This is a genomic window from Azospirillum sp. B510 (genome assembly GCF_000010725.1).
In the GTDB taxonomy this organism is placed as follows: Bacteria; Pseudomonadota; Alphaproteobacteria; order Azospirillales; family Azospirillaceae; genus Azospirillum; species Azospirillum lipoferum_B.
Map to the genome: position 1 here is coordinate 280,190 of NC_013858.1, position 15,812 is coordinate 296,001.

Annotated in this window: 11 protein-coding genes and 1 pseudogene; 2 read left to right on the plus strand and 10 right to left on the minus strand. The window is 67.7% G+C overall.

All coding sequences use genetic code 11. The annotated features are described in order from the left end of the window. Positions 1 to 27: 27 nt before the first annotated feature. Positions 28 to 1,101 (minus strand): 4-hydroxyphenylpyruvate dioxygenase, encoded by a 1,074-nt coding sequence (gene hppD / locus AZL_RS28605; protein WP_012977878.1) that lies wholly within the window; start codon positions 1,099 to 1,101, stop codon positions 28 to 30. 135 nt (positions 1,102 to 1,236) lie between these two features. Here hppD and AZL_RS28610 point away from each other — a divergent pair, with 135 nt between their 5' ends. Then, entirely contained in the window at positions 1,237 to 1,743 is a 507-nt protein-coding gene (locus AZL_RS28610; RefSeq protein WP_012977879.1) for an Lrp/AsnC family transcriptional regulator, read from the plus strand. A gap of 143 nt (positions 1,744 to 1,886) precedes the next feature. Then, a pseudogene (locus AZL_RS34920) lies at positions 1,887 to 2,575 on the plus strand (IS5 family transposase). 32 nt (positions 2,576 to 2,607) lie between these two features. On the opposite strand, the gene AZL_RS28625 reads toward AZL_RS34920, so the two are convergent. The 9 genes from AZL_RS28625 to AZL_RS28665 all read right to left on the minus strand — a co-directional run bounded on the left by AZL_RS28625 (position 2,608) and on the right by AZL_RS28665 (position 15,306). Continuing rightward, on the minus strand, positions 2,608 to 3,900 hold the full coding sequence (locus AZL_RS28625; protein WP_012973655.1) for an IS701-like element ISAzs6 family transposase: 1,293 nt from the start codon (positions 3,898 to 3,900) through the stop codon (positions 2,608 to 2,610). A 77-nt stretch (positions 3,901 to 3,977) separates the two neighbouring features. Then, on the minus strand, positions 3,978 to 5,126 hold the full coding sequence (locus AZL_RS28630; RefSeq protein WP_012977880.1) for a glycosyltransferase family 4 protein: 1,149 nt from the start codon (positions 5,124 to 5,126) through the stop codon (positions 3,978 to 3,980). A 2-nt stretch (positions 5,127 to 5,128) separates the two neighbouring features. Further along, entirely contained in the window at positions 5,129 to 6,370 is a 1,242-nt protein-coding gene (locus tag AZL_RS28635) for a glycosyltransferase family 4 protein (RefSeq protein ID WP_012977881.1), read from the minus strand. Further along, positions 6,367 to 7,647, minus strand: a complete 1,281-nt coding sequence (locus AZL_RS28640; RefSeq protein WP_012977882.1) for a glycosyltransferase family 4 protein — start codon at positions 7,645 to 7,647, stop codon at positions 6,367 to 6,369. Before AZL_RS28640 ends, AZL_RS28635 begins: the two co-directional genes overlap by 4 nt. 5 nt (positions 7,648 to 7,652) lie before the next feature. Continuing rightward, entirely contained in the window at positions 7,653 to 8,618 is a 966-nt protein-coding gene (locus AZL_RS28645; RefSeq protein ID WP_012977883.1) for a GDP-L-fucose synthase family protein, read from the minus strand. Positions 8,619 to 8,716: 98 nt separating this feature from the next. Continuing rightward, positions 8,717 to 9,712 carry an NAD-dependent epimerase/dehydratase family protein gene (locus AZL_RS28650; RefSeq protein WP_012977884.1) on the minus strand — a complete coding sequence of 332 codons (996 nt, stop codon included), beginning with the start codon at positions 9,710 to 9,712 and terminating at the stop codon, positions 8,717 to 8,719. A 33-nt stretch (positions 9,713 to 9,745) separates the two neighbouring features. Beyond that, positions 9,746 to 11,101: a nucleotide sugar dehydrogenase gene (locus tag AZL_RS28655; protein WP_012977885.1), complete on the minus strand. Its 1,356-nt coding sequence runs from the start codon at positions 11,099 to 11,101 to the stop codon at positions 9,746 to 9,748. Positions 11,102 to 11,515: 414 nt separating this feature from the next. Beyond that, positions 11,516 to 12,979, minus strand: coding sequence for a flippase (locus AZL_RS28660; protein WP_012977886.1), 1,464 nt, complete (start codon positions 12,977 to 12,979; stop codon positions 11,516 to 11,518). 53 nt (positions 12,980 to 13,032) lie between these two features. Then, positions 13,033 to 15,306, minus strand: coding sequence for a GumC family protein (locus tag AZL_RS28665; protein ID WP_042446101.1), 2,274 nt, complete (start codon positions 15,304 to 15,306; stop codon positions 13,033 to 13,035). Between the last annotated feature and the right edge of the window lie 506 nt (positions 15,307 to 15,812).

Sequence of the window (15,812 nt, forward strand, 5' to 3'; positions counted from 1 at the left end):
ATGAATATGGCTCGTGGCGAACGGCGATCAGGCGGCATCCTCGTTCAGCACGCCACGGCGGATCTGGTCGAGTTCGATGGACTCGAACAGCGCCTTGAAATTGCCCTCGCCGAACCCCTCGTTGCCGATGCGCTGGATGATCTCGAAGAAGATCGGGCCGATGACGGTCTGGGTGAAGATCTGCAACAGCAGGCCCTTCCCTTCCGTCGGGGCGCCGTCGATCAGGATGCGGTTGGCCTGCAAGCGCTTCAGGTCCTGCCCGTGGCCGGGTACGCGGCCGTCGATCCGCTCGTAATAGGTGTCGGGCGTGTCCTGGAACGGGGTGCCCATGCCGCGCATCGTCTCCACCGTCCGGATGATGTCGTCGGTGCCGAGCGCCACATGCTGGATGCCTTCGCCCTTGTAGTCGCGCAGATATTCGACGATCTGCGACTTGTTGTCGGCGGACTCGTTGATCGGGATGCGGATCTTGCCGCAGGGGCTGGTCATCGCCTTCGACCGCAGGCCGGTCAGCTTGCCCTCGATGTTGAAATAGCGGATCTCGCGGAAACCGAACAGGCGGCTGTAGAAGTCGGCCCATTCCGCCATCCGCCCGGTGTGGACATTGTGGGTCAGATGGTCGATGTAGGTCAGGCCGGCGCCCAGGGGATGCTGCTCCACCCCCGGCAGGGGCACGAAATCGACCTCATAGATGCTGCCGCGGTCGGCATAGCGGTCGACGAGGTAGATCAGCGAATCGCCGATGCCCTTGATGGCGGGGATGTTCAGCTCCATCGCGCCGACACGGGTCTCGACACCCCAGGCGCCGAGATCGAGCGCCCGGTGATATGCCTCGGCGGCGTCGGCGACGCGGAAGGCGATGGCGCAGATCGACGGGCCATGCTGGGCGGCGAAGTTGCGCGGGAAGCCCGACGGCTCGGCATTGACGATGAAGTTGACGTCGCCCTGGCGATAGAGCGTGACATCCTTCGACCGGTGGCGGGCGATCGCGGTGAATCCCAGCCGCTCGAACAGGCGGCCCAACGCCACGGTGTCCGGCGCGGTGAATTCGATGAACTCGAAGCCGTCGGTCCTCATCGGGTTTTCCCACATGTCGGCCATGGCGTCCCTCCCTTGGTCAATTCCGCGATCAGTGTACCTGACTGTTTGTGGAAATAGCTTTCAAAGCGGGGCGGGCCCACCTATGATTTTGGCAGGCTTTCCCGCAACACCGGGACATGGTGGAGAGATTTTCCGATGCCATCGGCTCTTTCGGAAAGCGACGTCAGACTCCTCATCGCTTTGCAGGAGGATGCGCGCCTGACGGTGCAGGAGCTGGCGGACCGCGTCGGCACCTCCCCCTCCTCCTGCTGGCGCCGGCTGAAGTCGCTGGAGGAGACCGGGGTGATCCGCCGCTATACGGCGCTGGTCGATCCCAAGGCGGCGTCGGTGGGCGAATGCGTCTTCGCCCATGTGACGCTCGACCGCCATTCGGCGGAGACCGCGGCGATCTTCATCGACACCGTGCGCAAACGGCCGGAGGTGCTGGAATGCTATGCGGTGTCGGGCGACGCGGATTATCTGCTGCGGGTCGCGGTGCGGGCCATCGCCGACTACAACCGCTTCCTGGAGGAGTTCGTCTTCCAACTGCCCTTCCAGGTCCGCATCCGCTCCAACTTCGCCCTGAAGGAGATCAAGTTCGAGACGGCGCTGCCTTTGGGGGGCGGGACACATCCCTTCTCCCCTCCGGGGAGAGGGAGCTAGGGCCTGTTGACATTCGCGTTGAGAAGGGGCTTCCTGTGGTCACAGAAATTTGATTCAAGGCTACCAAAAGGGAGGTGGCCTTGGATCGGATTGTATTGCGAGATGATCAGTGGGAGCGGATAGCGCCGCTTCTTCCCGGCAAAGTGGGTGACCCTGGCCGCTCGGCAGCGGACAATCGCCTGTTTTTGGAGGCGGTCCTGTGGATCGTCCGCGTTGGAGCGCCCTGGCGGGACTTGCCCGCAGCGTTCGGCAATTGGAACTCGGTGTTCCAGCGCTATCGCCGATGGGCCAAGGCCGGTGTCTTCGACGAGGTCTTCGCCGCTTTATCGAGCGACGCGGACTTCGAGTACGCGATCATTGATGGCACGATTGTCCGGGTGCATCAGCACGGTACCGGCGCAAGGGGGGGACTCAGGCTCAGGCCATCGGTCGCTCTCGTGGCGGGCTGACGACCAAGATCCTGGCCGTCGTCGATGCGTTGGGGAACCTTGGGCGCTTCATCCTGCTGCCGGGCCAGCGACATGACAGCGTCGGCGTCGAACCGGTGCTGGACGGCATCGAATTCTCCGCCTTGCTGGCTGACAAAGCCTTCGACAGCAACGCCATCCGTATCTTGATCGCCGAGCGAGGCGCGGTCGCCGTCATTCCGTCCAAGGCCAACCGATCTCCCCCGATTCCCCACGACGCCGAGATGTACAAATGGCGCCATCTGGTCGAGAACTTCTTCTGCAAAATCAAAGAATTCCGACGCATCGCCACACGATACGACAAAACTGATACAAGCTTCGCCGCTGCCATTAACCTCGTCGCTACCGTCTTGGTAACACGATGAATGTCAACAGGCCCTAATACTACAGCCGGTCCTTATCGGTTTGGGTGCGTCGTTTCCAATGGGAGCGCCGTGCTCGCTGTTGGTGGCGTCTTCGCCAGATGGACCAATCGATAATGGCGGTGGGTGGCGCGGGGGGCCGGCCGATCAAGGCGACCAGGAGGGCGCGGATCTCGGGCACGGTCAAGGGCAGAAGATCGGCGGACAGGTCGAGTTGATCCTCTCCCCCCGATGGCCGCCGTGCGCACGACGGTGAGAAAGGCCAGGGCCAGCATGGCCAAGGTGACGTGGCGGTGCCAGCCGGTCCACGAGCGCACCTCGTACTGGTCGAGCCCGACCTCGCCCTTCGCCGCCTCGAAGCAGGACTCGATGGTCCAGCGCGACCCGGCGACCCGGACCAATGTGGCGACCGGCGTGCCTTCCGGGGCGAAGGTCAGATAGTAGGTGAGTTTGTCCGGCTCGGCGATGGAGCGGCGCACCAGCAGACCGCGGCACCAGCCCTCGCGCAGGGAAGCGTAGGTTTTGTGCGCCCAGTCGTAGAGGCGTGGCCCCTTGGCTCCGTCGCCAGCACTCAACCGCTGCCAGTCGGTGGCGGTGAAGCCGGTCGTCCGCTCCTTGACCGTATCGAAGCCCATGGGCGCGCGCTGTTTGCTGGTGATCGCCAGCACGTAGCCCAGCGGTTGGCGCTCCAGCCATAGCCGCAGCGCGTAGTCCCCGCCGTAGACGGAGTCGGCGGTCACCCAGCGGCAGGGCAGGCCGGCTGCCACGGCGCGCTCCAGCATCGCCCGCCCCAGTTTCGGCTTGGTGGCGAAGCCGACGGCGTTGGGGACGCCGGCCATCCGTCGGCGTTCGTCGTTGCCAGCCCAGTCCTCGGGCAGATAGAGAGCGCGGTCGACCAGCACCCGGCCGCGTCGGCTGGCGTAGCCGAGGAAGACGCCGATCTGGCAGTTTTCGATACGTCCGGCGGTGCCGGAATACTGCCGCTTCACCCCGACCGAGCGGGTGCCCTTCTTGACGAAGCCGGTTTCATCGAGGACCAGCACGGCCTCATCGTCGCTCAACCGTTCGATGACATAGGCCTGGAGGTCGTCGCGGACGGCGTCGGCATCCCAACGGGTCCGGGCCAGGAAATCCTGCATCGCCGCCGGCGAGCAATCCCCGGCGGCTTCGGCCAACTGCCAGCCATTCTTGCGATCCAGCGGCGCCAAAAGACCTCTCACGTAACGCAGAGCCCGTTGGCGACCGGCCGCGCTGTAGAAGGACCTCAATCCGCCGACCAGCCCTTCCAGGGCATCGGACCATTCCGCCGCTTCCGTCATCTCGGTCATGCTCGGACCCTCCAGTCGGTTCCAAGCTCAACAGGCCGCCCGGCCGCATATTCCGTCTTTCGCGACCGGCTGTAGTACTAACCCGCCACCCGGCGCTTGGCCGGCACGGCGGCGGATGCCGTGGCCGGGTGCGGGCCGGCGATGCGGTCGAGCAGCAGATCCAGGCCGCTGCGGCTGGTCTCATGGGCGACCCGCGCCCGTGTCAGGGTCTGGGCCGAGGCGGCGGCGAGCGCCTCGCGGTCATCGGCCCAGGCGGACAGGATCGGCACGGCCGCCTTGACGAAATCGGCGTTCCGCGGCACCAGCCCGTCGGCCGGGATGTCGGAGCCGATGCAGCCGCGCTCATAGGCCAGCACCGGCACGCCGGCCGCCATCGCCTCGAACAGGACCAGCGGCTGGGCCTCGTTCCGATATTGGGTGGGGAAGACGAAGACGTCGATGTCGCGGTAGAAGGCGTCCTTGGCCTCGCCGGAAACCGGGCCGTGATACTCGACCGCCCCGTCGAAGGCCATCAGCCCGGCGGCGACCATCACATCGTCCCGCTGCGTCAGACCGGGACCGGCAAGGATCAGCTTCGCGTCCACCCCCTCGATCTGCAAGGCGCGCAGCAGGGCGAACAGCGTGTCCAGTCCCTTGTCGGCGCACAGGTTCGACAGATGGCCGATGCGCAGCGGACCGTCGCGCCGGCGGCGCGGCGCGGTGTCCGGCATCGAGAAGATGGCGTTCGACATCGCCATGCAGGTCCGCGCCGCCGGATAGACCGACTGGAAGCGCATCTGCATCGCCGGGCACAGCAGCACATGGGTGCAGTCGGCCCCGGCCACCCTGGTCAGCAGCCGCATCCGCCAGGTCGGCTTGGCTATGGTGGCGAAGGAATGATGGTGCAGCACCCGGTCATAGCCGAACATCCGCGCGGTGCCGGCGAGTGCGGCGGTGTAGAGCGTGCCCCAGCCCGAATCCACCGGCATGTAGAAGCGGCGGTCGGGCTTGCGCAGCCCGGCGGCGAGCCGGCCCATGGTGCGGGCCACCCGCGTCACCTTGCGCAGGTGATAGGCGGGTCCACCGCCGTTCCAGCCCGGCGACAGGTCGGCGACCTCGACACGGCCGCGCCCCCGCATGCGGTCGCGCAGGCGGTCCAGCACCAGGGCGGTGACCCGGCTCATCCCGTCCACCGGCGGCGGCAGGCGCCCGGAGACGACCACATGGGGGCGCGCGTTCCGTTCCATCGTCAACTCCCGGTCAGGGCCGCGCCGGCGGACCGGCCACGCTGGCCACCCTCCGGGTCGGCGGAATAGTCGGACGCATAGTCCGTATCGGCGCTGCGCTCGGCCTTCGGGCCTCCCAGCGCGACCACGGCCTTCTCCACCGACTGGGCGAAGAAGCTGGCATCAGCCAATGCCTCGAAGGGGCGCCCGTTCAGGCTCAGGCGGCGCCACTCCTCCTCGTCACCCGCCACCGACAGCATGTGGCGCGCCAGCCCCTCGGGGTTGTCCGGCTCCACGATGTGGCCGTTCAACCCGCTGCGGATCAGCACGTCGCGCGCCCCGCACTGGTCGGACAGGATGGTCGGCACCCCCATGGCGAGCGCCTCGTTCACCACCAGCCCGAACTGCTCCTCCAGCGACGGCAGCAGCAGGCAAAGCGTGGAGCCCAATGTCTCGGCGATCCCCTTCTCCTGGAGGAAACCGCGGAAGACGATCGACCCGTCCAGCCCGCGCCGCGTCACCTCGGCCCGCAGTTCCGCCTCAAGCGGGCCGGACCCGCAGAGGTGAAGCGGGCGGGCGGCCGGACCGGCCAGCCGTTGGTAAATGTCGTAGGCTTCGACCGCCCTGAACAGGTTCTTCTTCGGGACGAAGCGCGCGATGATGGTGAAGTGGCGATCGGCGAAGGGTACTCCACCAGGGGCCGGTTCCATCCCGGACAGGCGGCGGATGCGCTCGAGCGACAGCGTGTCGTATCCGATGTAGAGCCGATCCTTCGGAAGACCCAACAGGCGGAAGTAATCCACCGTGCGGTGACTGCCGCCGATCCCCGCCTGATAGGGGGCGTAGAAGACGCTTTTGACCATCTCGCGCCACAGGATGCGCGGCTTGTCGTCGTATTTGGACGCGTTCATGTTGATGACACGGCGCCCCATCAGCCGCATGGTCAGGGCGAGCGCGAAGACGTCCGGATCCTCGTAATGGCACAGGAAGACATAGCGCGCGTCGGCGCGCCGGCATTCGCGCAGCAGGGCGCGATACACCGTGGCCGTCGACAGGTCGGCCTTCGACTGGCCGGGGAACAGTGTGATCTTGCGGAAATTCCGGCCCGTTCCGGTCGAATCCCAGGCGTAGGTGTGCGATTTCGACCCGACCTCCAGCCCGACCACGTCATAGACATGGCCCAGCCGGCGGCCGACCGCCTCCAGCCGGTCCATGTGGTAGGGGCCGAACATCTCCCAGCTGAAGACCAGCGCGGGCTTCTTCATGCTGCCTCTCCCATCAGAAGGCGGGCGTAGCGGTCGAGCGCCACGGCGCGGGTGGCGTTCGCCTCCACCCAGGCGCGGCCGCGGCGGCCCATGGCGGTGGCGCGGGCGGGGTCCGACAGCAGGGAGGCCACCGCCTCGGCCATCGCCCGCGGTTCCTCCGGCGGGGTGCAGAGGAAGGCGCCGACCTCGGTCTCCAGCGTGGCGAGCGCCGATCCCGGCAGGCAGGTGCTGACGAAGGGGCGGCCGGCGGCGAGGATGGTCACCGCCTTGCCGGGCATGGCGAAGGCCGCCCCTTCCGGCCGCTGGGGCACCAGATGGACGTCGCCCTCCGCCATCGCCTCGTTCAGCCGGTCCTTCGGCGCCAGCGGCTGGAAGACCACGGTGCCGAGCCCCATCGCCTGGGCGCGGGACTTCAGCTCCTCCTCCAGCCCGCCCTGCCCGCGCAGCAGGACGCGGGCCTGCGGCATCAGCGCCGCCAGATGGCCCGCCATGTCCAGCACCTGCTCCAGCCCCTGCTTGCGGGCGAAGGCGCCGCTGTAGAGCGCGGTGGGCGGCTGGTCGGGGCGCGGCAGCGGGTGGACCGCGTCGGCGTCGACATGGGGCGGAATCACATGGATCGGCCGGGTGACGCCCAGTTCCTCCAGCACGCCGCGCATCGGTTCCGACAGGACGACGATGGCGTCGGCGCGGTTCAACGCGGCGCGCTCCATGGCGCGGATCGCCTTGACCGCCGCCTTGCCGCCCATGCCCAACGCCCCGGCGAGGCCGGACTGGATGTCATGGACGATGGCGACATGGCGGCCGTCCGTGGTCTTGAACCGGTTGGCGATCGCCACCGACAGGATCGACGGGCAGAGCGACAGCACCGCCCGGTGCCGCCCGACCCGGCGGCGGGCGAGGGCCGCGGCGAAGCCGGCATGCAGCACGCCCTCGTGGATCAGCCGGGCCTTCAGGCCGCCGCCGGCCGGCGGGATGGTGTGGAGACGCTCGATCAGCACCCCGTCCACCGTCCGGCTGTCCCGCGACCCGTCGGCATAGTCGTCATAGACCCGGTTGCCGGGATAGTTGGGGCGCGCGGTCAGCACCGTGGTATCGGCCCCGGCCGCCGCGAAGGCGGTGGCGAGGTCGGTCATCATCGGCGCGCTGCCGGCCGGCTCCGGCCAATAGCTCTGCGCCACGAGCAGCAGGTCCCCCGGTACCGGCACATCCGCCAGGGAGAGGGACCCGGACGGCCGGTCGAAGTCCGGCGGCCGCGGATGGGTGGAAGCGTCCGGCATCGGCCTTACTCCGCCGCCTGCTTGGAGGCCGGGGGGTGTGCGGAAGCCGCGTTCTCCAGGAACCAGCCGTAGGTGCGGCGCAGCCCCTCCTCCAGCGACACCCTGGGGCGCCAGCCGGTGGCGAACAGGCGCGACACGTCCATCAGCTTGCGCGGGTGGCCGTCGGGCTTGCTCAGATCATGGGTCAGCGTGCCGGGATAGCCGACGGTGTCGCGGATCGATGCCGCGAGATCGGCGATGGCGATGTCGTCGCCGGGGCCGACATTGATGATCTCCTCGCTGTCATAATGGTCCATCAGATGCAGGCAGGCGTCCGCCATGTCGTCGGCATAGAGGAACTCGCGCCGCGGCGTGCCGGTACCCCACAGGGTGACGGTCGGAGCGCCGGCCAGCTTGGCGTCATGGAAGCGGCGGATCATGCCCGGCAGGGCGTGCGAGGTCTCGGGATCGAAATGATCGCCCGGACCATAGAGGTTCGACGGCATGGCGCAGATGGCGTTGAAGCCATATTGGCGACGGTAGGCCTGGCACATGGTGATGCCGGCGATCTTGGCGACGGCATAGGGCTTGTTGCTCGGCTCCATCGGGCCGGACAGCAGCGCCCCCTCCTTGATCGGCTGCTCCGCATGCTTCGGATAGAGGCAGGAGGAACCGAGGAACAGCAGTTTCTTCACGCCGCCACGCCACGCGGCGTCGATGACGTTGGTCTGGATCAGCAGGTTGTCGCGGATGAAATCGCCGCCGAAGCGGTCGTTGGCGAGGATGCCGCCCACCTTCGCCGCGGCCAGGATCACATGCTCGATCCCCTCGCGGTCGAAGAAGGCGCGTACCGCCGCCTGGTCGGTCAGGTCGAGCTGCGAGCGGTCGCGGATCACCAGATTGGTGTGTCCGGCCTCGGTCAGCCGCCGCAGAATGGCGGACCCGACGAGTCCCCGGTGGCCGGCGACGAAGATGCGGCTGTTGCGGTCCATGCGGGCCGTCTCCTTAAGATCTTGTGCGAGCACTTGCCCCACCCCAACCCTCCCCCGCTGGGCGCGGAGAAGGGTTGGGGTGGGGGTCTAACTTCCCCCTATTCCGCCGCCTGCCCCATGCGCCCCACCTCCGCACGGGCGCGGTCGGCGTACCACTTCACCACGCCGGGCAGGCCGGCGGAGAGCGGGATGCGCGGGGTGAAGCCCAGCGCCGCCAGCTTGGCGATGTCGGGGCTGCGGCGGTCGGTGCCGCCGGGGGCGGCCGGGCCGGGCATCACCTGGGCCTCGCGGCCGAGGCAGGCGACCGTCCGGCGGGCGAGGTCGGCGATGGTGACCTCCTCCGGGTTGCCGACATGGTAGATGCCGAGATGCCCGCCCTTGCCGATCACCGTCACGATGCCGTCGATGGCGTCGTCGATGTGGACGAAGGCGCGGGTCTGACGGCCGTCGCCCTGGATCTTGAAGGGCACCGGCCCGCCCGGGTGGCCGGCGACCGCCTCCACCGCGCGGCGGGAGAATTCCGGCACCACATGGTCCCAGCCCATGTCGGGACCGTAGACATTGTGCGGACGGAAGATCGCCACGCGGTCGAAGCCGCTGCGGCCCCAGTTCACCGCCAGCAGCTCCGAGATCAGCTTGGAGCCGCCATAGCTGTAGCGGGCGTTCAGCACGTCCGGCACCACCAACGGCACCTCCTCCGGCGTCGGCACCAGCGGCGGGGTCTGGTAGGCCTCCGAGGAGGAGGCGACGACCAGATCGCCCACCCCGTCGGCGCGGCAGGCGTCCAGCACGTTCAGCATGCCGCGCACGCCGACATCCAGCACCACCTCCGGCTTCTCGTAGAAATGCTTGGTGCCGTTGACGGCGGCCAGATGCAGCACGCCATCGACGCCGCGCACCGCCCCGCGCACGGCGTCGGCGTCGCGGATGTCGCCCTGGACGAACTCGACATCATCCAGCACACCGGCCAGCCGTCCGGTATGCCCGCGCGAGTTGTCGTCCAGCACGCGGACGCGGTGGCCGTCGCGGACCAGCCGCTGGACCAGGGCGGCGCCGATGAAGCCGCTGCCGCCGGTGACGAGATAGTGTTTCATGTCGGTCAAATTCCTCTTCACGCCCGGTTTCCGTCAGGCCACATGCGCGTAGCGGGCGGCGCCATGGCTGCCGAGCGCCACATAGGCGGTGCCGTCGGGCAGGTCGACGTCACGGCTGTTGAAGTTGTTCCAGAAGTCGTAGATCACGCCCGGCCGGTCCATCCGCTGGGCCAGATCCGGCAGCGGCATCGAGGTGAAGACCGGGTGGTTGTTCAGGATCACCGCCAGATTGGCGCCGGACACCGCCTCGGCCATGTTGGCGGCCGGCTCCAGTCCGAAGCTGCGGATGTCGTCGGGGCGCACCACGGCGTCGAAGCCGCGCAGGCGGGCGGTGGGGAAGCGCTGGCGCAGTTCCTCCAGCACCGGCTTGGCCATGGTGCCGCGCAGATCGTCGGTCGCCGGCCGGCCCTTGAAGGCGAGGCCCATCAGGCTGATGGTCGGCGCCTGCGGGAAGCCCTGCATCGAATGGGCGAGCTTGCCGAGGAACGCGGCGACCTCGACCGGCTGGCTTTCGTTGACCAGACGGCCGGCGGCGGTGATCGCCATCTCCACCCCGACCTCGCGCGCCGCCTCGATCAGGATATGGGGATCCTTCTCCAGGCAGGGGCCGCCGACCGGGCCGGGCAGCGGCAGGTTGGTGCGCGGATATCCCAGCTTGCCGGCGCGCGCCACCTCGACCGCCGAGATCTCCATGGCGTTGCACAGCCGGGCGATCTCGTTGGAAAAGGCGAAGGTGACGTCGCGGTAGGTGTTGTCGACCAGCTTGATCAGCTCCGCCGTCTCCAGGGTGGAGACCTTGACGGTGGTCGGCGTCAGGAAGCCGAAGATCTGCGCCGCGCGGGTGGCGACGTCCAGGCTTTCCGCCCCGACGATCTGCGGCAGCTGGTTCAGCTCCAGCAGGGCCTGGCCTTCCAGCGTGCGTTCCGGGCAGAAGGCGATGTCGAACTGCTTGCCGGTGGCGCGCAGGATCGGCGCCACGACGTTGCGGGTGGTGCCCAGCTTCACGGTGGAGCGCAGGATGACCAGATCGCCGTCATGCAGGCCGGCGGCGACCTGCCGGGTCGCCGCTTCGATCATGTCGGTGCGGACCCGCCCGTCCTTGCCAAGCGGCGTGCCGACCGTGATGATGAAGACGCTGGCCTTGCCGCAATCCTCCTGATCGCGGCTGAAGGTGAAACGGCCGCGGGCCATGACGTGGCGCAGCTTCTCGGTCAGGCCCGGTTCGTGGAAATGCGGGTCGCCCTGGCCGAGCTTGTCGAGAACGTCCTGCCGCACCTCGACCCCATGCACCTGGAAGCCGGCGTCCGCCATCGCGACCGCCAGCGTCAAGCCGACATAGCCGAGCCCGAGGACGCAGACGTTACGATCGGAAAAAGTCTTGGGAAGCATCGTCGCTCCTGCCGTTTGCCGTTGACCCGCCCTTCATGGCAGGCCGCCGAGACGTTTGGAGACCCCCAGCACCCTGGCGCGCCGCCAAGAAGGCAAATGGGGAAATCTCAAAATTCGAAATTGTTTTCTTGTTGTGACTTCATCATGACGATGAAGTACCCCGTACCTGCTGTTGTGCGACGCGAAGTGTTTCAGAAATCGCCGTCCGATGAAAAGACCATGATTGCCGGAACACGCCATATTAATGGTACTAACCCCCGTCGCGGCCAAATGAATGCTTGGGGGCACCAACAGAGACGTTCGAAAGTGGTGCAATAGGCACATTCCGCTTGGTGGCCGGTATGGGCAGCTCCGGCCCCGTGCATCGGGGGTAAGGCAGGCTGCCGGGCCAGGCTCCGCCCCCTTCAGGCCCCCTCAGGCCGGGGCGCTGGTCAGCCGGCGCAGCCTTTTCAGTTGGACCAACCCCGTCAGCACGGCCATGGCCGCATAGAGCACGACCATCGCCATGCTGCCGGCGACGAAATGCACCAGCGCCGGCATCCGATCGAACACGGGTGCCGCGACGCGGTCGAGCGCCAGTGCCGCGGCGATGGCGGCGCCGGCGCACAGCATGGCCCTCGCGGTGATGCCGCCATACAGCTCGCCGACCGCCTGCCTGTGGATCCAGGCGATGGCGATGGTGGCGGCCAGCTCGGCGGTGAAGGTCGCCATCGCGGCACCCTCGATGCCGTAGCGGGGGATCCACCAGATGTTCAGCAGGGCGTTCAGCGCCCCGCCCGCCAGCATGGCGACCATGTAGCCGGTCTGCCGGTGCCAGACCAGCAGCGGGTTGCCGAGGATCATGTTGGCGTAGACCACCGCCGAGGCCAGCATCAGCAGCCGCAGCGCCAGCGTCGCCGGGGCGTAGGCGTCGCCGAACAGCGTCGCCAGGATCGACGGCGCCAGGGCGAGGCCGCCGGCGACGACCAGCCCGCCGACCGCCAGCATGACCGAGGCGTAGGCCCGCATGCGGTCGCGCATCGGTCCCAGCTCGCCATAGGCGGCGGCCAGCTGCGGCAGGAAGGCGTTCATCACGATGTTGCCGACCAGATTGGCAAGCGTCTGGATCTTGACCGCCGCGCTGTACCAGCCGACCTCGGTGTGCGGGGCCAGGAAGCCGAGCATCACCACGTCCAGATGGGTGAAGATCGCCCAGGCGAAGACGCCGACCGCCATCGGCGTCGCCGCCGTCAGGATTTCGCGCCAGACTTCCAGGTCGACCCGCGGGCGCAGATGGCCGAAATCGCGGCGGAAACGGCCGATCATCACCAGCGCGTTGACGGTGATCGATCCGCCGGTGATGGCGGCTGCGGTGATGGCGTCCTCAGGCCCACGCACCAGCAGGAAGACGAGAAGCATGGAGCCGATGGAGGTGCCGATCTCGCGCGTGGCGATCACCCCCATCTTCTCGGTCGCCTGGTAAACAAAGTCGAGCACCAGGGCGTTCCCCAGCAACTGCACCGCCTGCACCAGAAGAACCGCCTTCACCGCCATCGGCTTGTCCAGCGACAGGACGAAAACGGCATAGAGGGCGCCCACCAGCAGGGCCAGAACGGTGCGCAGGGTCAGGACATGCTCCGACAGCGCGGCCGCCCTCTCGCGATGGTCCTCCCGCTCACGGTTGCGGGCGATCTCGCGGATGGCGTAGGTGGACAGGCCCATGTTCACGAACAGCGCCGCATAGGCCATCAGCGAGGTGCCGAAGCCGAGCACGCCGAAACTGTCCGGTCCCAGGACACGCGCCGTCCAGGCGGCGGTGACCAGCCCGCTCGCCATCGTCGCCACCTTGGCGGCGGCAAGGGCGCGGATGTTCCGGAAAATGCGGTGTCCTGCCGACATTCATGGGCTCATCGGTGGTGGGCGGATCGGGTGACGCGGCGCTACCGCCGCTCTCAGTTCGCGTAGTAGCGGCGGTAGCCGTGATAGCGGCCGCTGTCCGGGAACTCGTACTGGGCATGGCGGCGGGTATCGACCTGGCTGAACAGGACGCCCACCACCTCGCCGCCGGCCTCGACCACCTCCTTCAGTCCGGCCATGGCGGTGCCGCGCTTGGTCATGCCCCAGCGGACGATGAAGACGGTCTGGTCGGCGAGGGCCGCCAGCAGCTTGCCTTCCGACACCGCCAGCACCGGCGGCGAATCCAGAACGATGCGGTCATAATCGACCGACAGGCGCGACAGCAGCTGGTGCATGCCCGAGGAGCCCAGCGTGTCCTGCGGCAGCGTGCTGCCATGACCGGCGGCGATGACGTGCAGGCCGGTGCGCGGATCGACCTGGATCACCTCCTCCAGCACCGCGGTGCCGGCCAGCAGCTCCGACAGGCCGCGGCTGTTGGACAGCCCAAGCATCTCGTGCAGGCTTTTCCGCCGCAGGTCGCAATCGACCAGGATCGTCCGCTGGCCGGCGTTGGCGCAGATGCGGGCGAAGGCCGCGGCGACCGAGCTCTTGCCTTCACCGGGAACCGAGGAGCTGAACAGGATCACCCGGTGCCGTCCGTCCGGATTGGCGAGCAGCAGCGAGGTGCGCAGGTTCTGCATCGATTCGGCGAAGGCTGAAATCGGCTTGTCCACCACATAGGCGGCCGGCGAACCGCCGAAGCGCGGGATGCGCGGCACGATGCCCAGGCTGCGCACGCCGGTCGCCGTCTCGAACTGGTGCGGGCTGCGGAACCCGCCGTCGGCCCGCTCGCGCAGCATGGCCAGAAGCACGCCCAGCGTGCCCGACGCCACCAGCGCCAGCAGCAGGATCAACTTGCGGTTGGGCTGCGACGGATCGAGCGGGATCGACGCCTCGGACACGACGCGGGCGTCGGGCTGGCGCATGTCGGTCTGCGCCGCGATCTGCTGCGAGCGGGTCAGCAGCGCCTCATACATCGACTGGGCGGTATTGGCGTCGCGTTCCAGCGTGCGCAGGCCGACGGTCGCCTGCTGCTGCTCGTTCTGCTTGGATTCGGCCTGGTCCAGGCTGGCCTTCAGCGCCTTTTCCCGCCCCTTGGCCAGTTCCAGCTCGTTCCCGAGGTTGGCGACGATCTTGCCGACATCGGCCTTGATCTGGCCTTGCAGGTCGCGCAGCTGGCTTTGCAGGGCCTGAAGCATCGGGTGCTTGCCGCCATAGCGGTTGGTGGCGTCGGCGATCTGGCGCTGGAGATCGACCTCACGCTCGCGCAGGGCCTGGATCAGCGGCGAGCCCAGCACGTCGCCGACCGCCGAGGCGCCGCGCGGCGAATTCGCCATGGCGGTGACGTCGCGCAGCTTGGTCTCGGCCTCCTGCCGCTTGGTGCGGGCCAGGACATAGTCGGTGTTCAGCTGGCTCAGCTGCTGGCCGACCACGGTGCTCTCGTTGGTGGACGAGGTGGTCAGGCCATGCTGGGTCCGGTATTTCTCCACCGCGTCGCCGGTGGTCTGCGCCTCCTTGCGCAGGTCGGTCAGCCGTTCCTCCAGCCACTGGGTGGCGCGCTTGGACGCCTTGAACTTCTCGTCGAGCTGATCGACCAGATAAAGGTCGGCCATGGTGTTGGCGATCAGGGACGCCTTGCGCGGATCCTCGCTGTCGAAGCTGACGGCGATGACGTAGGAGCGTCCCTGCGGCCGGACCGAGGTGTTGTCGAGCACCGCATTGACCACGGCGGTCATCCGGTTGCGTTCGACCTCCTCCGGCGACAGCGGTACGCCGCCGCCCTGCCGCCAGCTGTCGGGAATCCAGTTGCGCGGATTCAGCGCCGCCAGCCATCCGGGCGGCGGCGGACGCAGCGAAGCATTGAATTCCGGATCGTTCATCAGCTTCAGCCTGGTCACGACCTTTTCGGCGAAGGCCGGCGATTTCAGGATCGCGACCTCGCTTTGCAGCGCGCTGATGTCGGGGGTCATGTCGGACACCACGCCGTCGAAATTGAGGACGGTGTTCTTGCGGTGCTCCACCATGATGAGCGTTTCGGCGCTGTAGAGCGGCGTCATCCGGAAGGCGACCAGGGCCGCCAACCCGGTGCCGACCACGATCACCGTACCGATCAACAGCTTGTGCCGCCGCAGGAGCCCGGTGGTCCGGCGCACCGCGCTGGCGGCGCTGGCCGACAGATCATAAGAGATGCCGGGGGAGACGGAACCGGGGCCCCGCCGAGACTCAGGGGTGGTGTGCCGGGGATGATCCTGAAGTTCCTGGGTGGCCAAAGGGTCCTCCTCGCGTAACGACCGGAAAGCGCGGCCATGGGACCGTCCGTGGGCCCGATCCCCCATCGCGGACAGCGGTGGCTGTCCGGCGGGCAGGCTCGGCGGTTCGTCCGATTGGCTGAAACGCAGTGTTAGTCCAGCCGTTGCATCGGCCATCCAGGGCATGCGGCGAGCAACCGGCGCGCAGTGGGTAGTCTTCCTGGCCCTGCCGCATTGCGGTATGGACCGTCGATGCCGGCCGGGGGATAATGGGGGCTACTCGGAAGGACAGGGGCCATGACGCTCGATCGCACCGGCTGGGCTGCGGAGGTCCCGGCGCTTTTCCCGGCCTTGGCGGCACTGGAACCCGAAGCGGCCGGATTCAGCTGTCCGATCCGGCAGCGCTGCTGACACTGGCGGGAAATGATCCGCAGCTCGTCTCCTGAAAGTTTGAGACACCCGCTTTTATGCTGTATTGGATAGGAGATATAGGATAGAGTCTCTCATCCTTTAGACGGAGATATGCG

Coding starts and splice junctions, on each gene's coding strand:
- AZL_RS28655 (WP_012977885.1), bottom strand. CDS start 11,101: ATGCTTCCCAAGACTTTTTCCGATCGTAACGTCTGCGTCCTCGGGCTC.
- AZL_RS28640 (WP_012977882.1), bottom strand. CDS start 7,647: ATGCCGGACGCTTCCACCCATCCGCGGCCGCCGGACTTCGACCGGCCG.
- AZL_RS28630 (WP_012977880.1), bottom strand. CDS start 5,126: ATGGAACGGAACGCGCGCCCCCATGTGGTCGTCTCCGGGCGCCTGCCG.
- AZL_RS28635 (WP_012977881.1), bottom strand. CDS start 6,370: ATGAAGAAGCCCGCGCTGGTCTTCAGCTGGGAGATGTTCGGCCCCTAC.
- AZL_RS28650 (WP_012977884.1), bottom strand. CDS start 9,712: ATGAAACACTATCTCGTCACCGGCGGCAGCGGCTTCATCGGCGCCGCC.
- hppD (WP_012977878.1), bottom strand. CDS start 1,101: ATGGCCGACATGTGGGAAAACCCGATGAGGACCGACGGCTTCGAGTTC.
- AZL_RS28645 (WP_012977883.1), bottom strand. CDS start 8,618: ATGGACCGCAACAGCCGCATCTTCGTCGCCGGCCACCGGGGACTCGTC.
- AZL_RS28610 (WP_012977879.1), top strand. CDS start 1,237: ATGCCATCGGCTCTTTCGGAAAGCGACGTCAGACTCCTCATCGCTTTG.
- AZL_RS28660 (WP_012977886.1), bottom strand. CDS start 12,979: ATGTCGGCAGGACACCGCATTTTCCGGAACATCCGCGCCCTTGCCGCC.
- AZL_RS28625 (WP_012973655.1), bottom strand. CDS start 3,900: ATGACCGAGATGACGGAAGCGGCGGAATGGTCCGATGCCCTGGAAGGG.